This window comes from Paraburkholderia sp. (genome assembly GCF_035501035.1).
Classification (GTDB): domain Bacteria; phylum Pseudomonadota; class Gammaproteobacteria; order Burkholderiales; family Burkholderiaceae; genus Paraburkholderia.
The window spans coordinates 1-5,607 of the sequence record NZ_DATJWR010000169.1; the positions used below are offsets into that span (position 1 = coordinate 1).

Consider the following 5,607-nt stretch of genomic DNA (forward strand, 5'->3'; position numbering starts at 1 on the left):
TGAGGAGCCCCGTTTTTGTTGCAGCATCACCGAGACTACCGGAATGTCTGCTGCAACGAACCTGCGCAATACCTGCTATCAGGCAGCGACGGCGGCCTTCACCTGCTTGACGATCGCAGCAAATGCAGCCTTGTCGAACACCGCCATGTCAGCCAGGACCTTGCGGTCGAGTTCGATCGACGCCTTCTTCAGGCCGTTGATGAACACGCTGTAGGTCATGTCGTGCTGACGCACCGCCGCGTTGATACGCGTGATCCACAGTGCGCGGAACACACGCTTCTTGTTGCGGCGATCGCGATAGGCGTACTGGCCTGCGCGCATGACCGCCTGCTTGGCGATGCGATAGACGTTATTGCGACGGCCGCGGTAACCCTTGGCCAGCTTGATGATTTTCTTGTGACGGGCCCGTGCGGTAACCCCACGTTTGACTCGAGGCATGTTTCGCTCCTATGAGTGTGAGTTGAGTTACGCGAACGGCAGCATTGCGCGCACGGAGTTCAGATCGGAATCATGAACTGCCGTTGCACCGCGCAGATGACGCTTGTTCTTGGTGGTCTTCTTGGTCAGGATGTGACGCTTGAAGGCTTGGCCGCGCTTGACGGTACCACCCGGACGCACCACGAAGCGCTTTGCAGCGCTCTTCTTGGTCTTCATCTTGGGCATGACGAACAACTCCATTATTTGATGGACATGGGTGTGCGGCTGGCTCCACGCGCGGTTTTCAAAAAACCCTGCTTCGCCCTCAGACCGCCCTTCGAAACCCACTCCACTTGTTTTGGCAGCTGGCTGGCTCATAAAAGACAAGCTCACCGCCGCTTTCAGGAAAAACGCCCGTTTGCCGCACGACTCGTGCGGCGCGCGGGCGCCGTTCCGGAACCTGCTCTCGTTTTCGCCGCCTTAAGGCGGCGAAAACGCCATTCAAACTGTTTCCCGGCGCCGCGCGGTTTGCACCGCGCGGCGCGCCGGATCACTTCTTCTTCTACGGAGAGAGCACCATGATCATCTGGCGCCCTTCCATCTTCGGCATCTGCTCGACCTGGCCGACTTCATCGAGGTCGGTGCGCAGGCGTTCGAGCATACGCATGCCGATTTCCTGGTGGGCCATTTCGCGGCCGCGGAAACGCAACGTGATCTTCGTCTTGTCGCCATCCTCGAGGAAGCGGACGAGATTGCGCAGCTTGACGTTGTAATCGCCGTCGTCGGTACCCGGGCGGAACTTGACTTCCTTGACCTGGATGACCTTCTGCTTGAGCTTGGCCTCGTGCTGCTTCTTCGCCTCCTGGTACTTGAACTTGCCGTAATCCATCAGGCGGCATACCGGCGGCACGGCCTGTGGGGCAATTTCAACCAGATCGACGTCCTGTTGTTCCGACAGTCGGAACGCTTCGGCCAGCTTTACGATGCCGAGCGGCTCGTTGTCGACTCCGACGAGACGCACCTCGGGCGCAGTGATTTCGCCGTTGATGCGATGCGACTTATCCGTAGCGATGTTACGTTTCCTCTAAAAGTTAAAAAAACGAGCCGCGCTGCCGAAGTGGCTTACCTGAACGTCTTGACGTCTTGCGCAAGATGCTCAGTAAAGGCTTCGACCGGCATGACACCCAGATCGACGCCGCCACGGGCACGCACGGCTACCGTTTGTGCTTCACGCTCCTTGTCACCAACGACAAGCAGGTACGGGACCTTCTCAAGCGTGTGCTCGCGTATTTTATAGCTAATTTTCTCGTTGCGCAAATCGGCTATCACTCTAAGCCCTTGTTTTTGCAACGATTGGACTAGATTCGCGGCATATTCGGCCTGACTTTCCGCAATATTCATCACAACGGCCTGCACCGGAGCGAGCCAGGGCGGCATCGCGCCGGCATGGTGCTCGATCAGAATGCCGAGGAAACGCTCCATCGAACCGAGGATGGCCCGGTGCAGCATGATCGGCCGGCGGCGGCTGTTATCCTCGGCCACGTACTCGGCGCCAAGGCGCTCCGGCAGCACCATGTCGAGCTGCAGCGTACCGCACTGCCACGAGCGACCAAGCGCGTCCTTGATGTGGTACTCGACCTTCGGGCCGTAGAACGCGCCCTCGCCGGGCAGCTCTTCCCATTGCAGGCCGCAGGCCGTCAGCGCCTCGCGCAGGCCCTGCTCGGCGCGATCCCACGTCTCGTCCGTTCCTGCGCGCGAATCCGGACGCAGCGACAGCTTGATGTCGATGTGATCGAACCCGAAATCCTTGTAGATGCTCATCGCGAGCGTGTTGAACGCAATCGACTCGCTGATGATCTGGTCTTCCGTACAGAAGATGTGCGCATCGTCCTGGACGAAGCCGCGCACGCGCATCAAGCCGTGCAGCGCGCCCGACGCCTCGTTGCGGTGGCACGAGCCGAATTCCGCGTAGCGCAAGGGCAGATCGCGGTACGAGCGCAGGCCGTGGTTGAACACCTGGACGTGCCCCGGGCAGTTCATCGGCTTGATTGCGTAGTCGCGCTTTTCCGACTCCGTCGTGAACATGTTTTCACGATAGTTCTGCCAGTGGCCCGACGCTTCCCAAAGCGAGCGGTCCATGATCATCGGCGTCTTGATCTCGTCGTAGCCGGCCACGCGCAGGCGAGCGCGCATATACTGCTCGACCTGCTGCCAGAGCGTCCAGCCCTTCGGGTGCCAGAACACCATGCCCGGCGACTCGTCCTGCATGTGGAACAGGTCGAGCTGCTTGCCGAGCTTGCGGTGGTCGCGCTTTTCGGCCTCTTCGAGCATGTGCAGGTACTGGTCCTGGTCTTCCTTCTTCGTCCAGGCCGTGCCGTAGATGCGCTGCAACTGCTCGTTCTTCGAGTCGCCGCGCCAATAGGCGCCCGCCACCTTCATGAGCTTGAAGACCTTCAGCTTGCCCGTGGACGGCACGTGCGGGCCGCGGCACAGGTCCGTGAAGCCGCCGTGCGAGTAGAGCTTGATTTCCTCGGCGCCGGGAATCGACTCGATGATCTCGGCCTTGTACTTCTCGCCGATGCTCTTGAAGTAATCGACAGCCTCACCGCGCGCGACGACGCGGCGCGACACCGGCTCATCCTTCTTCGCGAGTTCCTGCATGCGCTTTTCGATCTTCTCGAGATCTTCGGGCGTAAACGGACGGCTGTAGGCGAAATCGTAATAGAAGCCGTTATCGATGACCGGCCCGATCGTGACCTGTGCCTCCGGATACAGATCCTTCACCGCGTAGGCCAGCAGGTGCGCCGTGGAGTGACGGATGATGTCGAGGCCGTCGGCGTCCTTGTCCGTGACGATGGCGAGCGATGCGTCGTGATCGATCAGCGTCGACGTATCGACCAGTTCGCCGTCGAGCTTGCCGCCCAGCGCCGCCTTGGCGAGGCCGGGACCGATCGAAGCCGCCACTTCGGCGACCGTGACGGGATGATCGTACTGTCGAACCGAACCATCGGGCAGACGTATCGCAACCATTCTTTTCTCCAAAAGTGCCTTGCGGGCACGTCGAACTTCTTGTGAGGACTGACCCGCGCAAAACCCCGCGGCGAAAAAAAAGCGGCCCCGCTTTCGAGGGGCCGCATTCACTTTTCAAACCAGACTGCAGAGGCGAAAGAGGTCCTCGACTAGCGTCGCTCCGAAATAGTTTCGGTGAACGTTCGCGGTGTCATAACCGTATTCGCCCCTTGGCGTTTCCTGGCGCCTGCCGCCTTGATAGACCCAGCGCCTTACTGCCTTGAGCCCCTGGCAACGCCAAGGACCCGTTTCGTTGGTAGGCTCGATTGGACTCGAACCAACGACCCCCACCATGTCAAGGTGGTGCTCTAACCAGCTGAGCTACGAGCCTGAAGAAGGAAGATTATATGAAGTGCACGCAGACTTGGCAAGTGCTTTTTTGCGGTGCGGCATGATACCCCGGTTTGCCATCTTGCCCACCTTGCCCGCCTCAGCGCCTCAGCTCTTGCGCGAAGCCCGCAACACGCCACCCACCTCGCCGAGCAGCACGCAGGCGCGCTGGATCTGCGCGGAGTTCGACACTTCGACCGTGAACTGCATATACGCCGCGTTGCGACGCGACTGCGTCTTCACGCCGATCACGTTCATCTTTTCGCGCGCGAACACTTCGGAGATGTCGCGCAGCAAGCCCTGGCGGTCGGTGGCCTCGATCGAAATGTCGACCGGATACACCGACTGGCCGCGCCCGCCCATCACGTCGGCGGACCACGTGGTGTGCAGCACTCGCTCGGGCGCGCGAGTGGCCATGCGCAGGAAGGTGGGGCAGTCGCTGCGGTGGATCGACATGCCCTTGCCGCGCGTGACGAACCCGCAGATATCGTCGGGCGGCGCGGGGCGGCAGCAGCGCGCGAGCTGGGTGAGCAGCGCGTCCACGCCCACCACCAGCACGCCAGACGACCCGCCGTGCGCCACGTTCGCACCGCTCGCGCGCTTGGTGAGCTGCTCGGGCGTTTCCTGCCCGGGCTCGGCCGCCGGCGCGTCGTGCAACGCATGCTCGACGTTGCGCAGGCTGAACTCTTCCTTGCCGACCACGCTGAAAAGGTCGTCGGTAGACTTGAAGCCGAGCTTCGCCGCGAGCTGATCGAGATTGACCGACGTGCGGCCCTCGCGCTGCAGCGTCTTTTCCACCATCGCGCGGCCACTGGCGATGTTTTCCTGCGCCTCGATCGCGTTGAACCACGCGCGCACTTTCTGGCGCGCACGCGGGCTGTGCAGATAGCCGAGCTGCGGATTGAGCCAGTCGCGCGACGGCCCGCCCTCCTTCACCGCGACGACCTCGACTGTCTGGCCGTTGCGAAGCTGGGTATTGAGCGGCACCATCGCGCCGTCCACGCGCGCGCCGCGGCAGCGATGACCGAGCTCGCTGTGCAGGTGATACGCGAAGTCGAGCGGCGTCGCGCCCTGCGGCAGCGCGATGACGCGCGCCTGGGGCGTGAGCACATAGATGTGGTCGTCGTCGAGCGTCGCCTGGCGCAACTGCTCCCATGGCTGGCGCCCGTCGGCGACGTCGTCCTTCCATGCGAGCAACTGGCGCAGCCAGGCGATCTTTTCGTCGTAACTGCTGCTCGCGCTGACCTGGCCGCCGTAGCCCTTCGCGCCAGCCTCTTTGTAGCGCCAGTGCGCGGCGACGCCGTATTCCGCGAATTGATGCATCTCCTGCGTACGGATCTGCACTTCGAACGCACGGCCGTCGTCGCCGACCACGACCGTGTGCAGCGAACGGTAGCCGTTGGGCTTGGGCCGCGAGATATAGTCGTCGAATTCCCTCGGCACCGGCTGCCACAGGTTGTGCACGATGCCGAGCACCGTGTAGCAATCCTTGATGTCGGGCACGATCACGCGGAACGCGCGCACGTCGTAAAGCTCGGAGAAGTCGATCTCCTTGCCGCGCATCTTCTTCCAGATGCTGTAGATGTGCTTGGGCCGTCCGCTCACCTCGGCCGGGATGTGCGCCGCGGCGAGCTCGCGCTGCAGCCGCGCGATCGCCTCGGCCACGTAGCTCTCGCGCTCCACGCGCTTTTCGTCGAGCAGCTTCGCGATGCGCTTGTAGGTGACCGGCTCCTCGAAGCGGAACGCGAGGTCTTCGAGTTCCCACTTCAGTTGCCAGATGCCCAGCCGGTT

General features: G+C 62.1%; 5 protein-coding genes and 1 tRNA gene. All 6 read right to left on the bottom strand.

Translation table 11 applies throughout. The annotated features are described in order from the left end of the window. Positions 1 to 78 precede the first annotated feature (78 nt). Positions 79 to 438, bottom strand: a complete 360-nt coding sequence (gene rplT / locus VMJ11_RS11650; RefSeq protein WP_007585475.1) for a 50S ribosomal protein L20 — start codon at positions 436 to 438, stop codon at positions 79 to 81. Positions 439 to 465: 27 nt separating this feature from the next. Beyond that, a complete protein-coding gene (gene rpmI, locus VMJ11_RS11655; RefSeq protein ID WP_004191477.1) occupies positions 466 to 663 on the bottom strand; it encodes a 50S ribosomal protein L35 in 198 nt (65 codons plus the stop codon). A 316-nt stretch (positions 664 to 979) separates the two neighbouring features. Further along, on the bottom strand, positions 980 to 1,489 hold the full coding sequence (infC, locus tag VMJ11_RS11660; RefSeq protein WP_325619571.1) for a translation initiation factor IF-3: 510 nt from the start codon (positions 1,487 to 1,489) through the stop codon (positions 980 to 982). A 50-nt stretch (positions 1,490 to 1,539) separates the two neighbouring features. Continuing rightward, positions 1,540 to 3,447: a threonine--tRNA ligase gene (gene thrS, locus VMJ11_RS11665; RefSeq protein ID WP_325619569.1), complete on the bottom strand. Its 1,908-nt coding sequence runs from the start codon at positions 3,445 to 3,447 to the stop codon at positions 1,540 to 1,542. Between the two features lie 293 nt (positions 3,448 to 3,740). Then, positions 3,741 to 3,817, bottom strand: a tRNA-Val gene (locus VMJ11_RS11670). A gap of 107 nt (positions 3,818 to 3,924) precedes the next feature. Further along, a partial coding sequence (locus VMJ11_RS11675; protein ID WP_325619570.1) for a bifunctional (p)ppGpp synthetase/guanosine-3',5'-bis(diphosphate) 3'-pyrophosphohydrolase occupies positions 3,925 to 5,607 on the bottom strand: 1,683 nt, incomplete at its 5' end.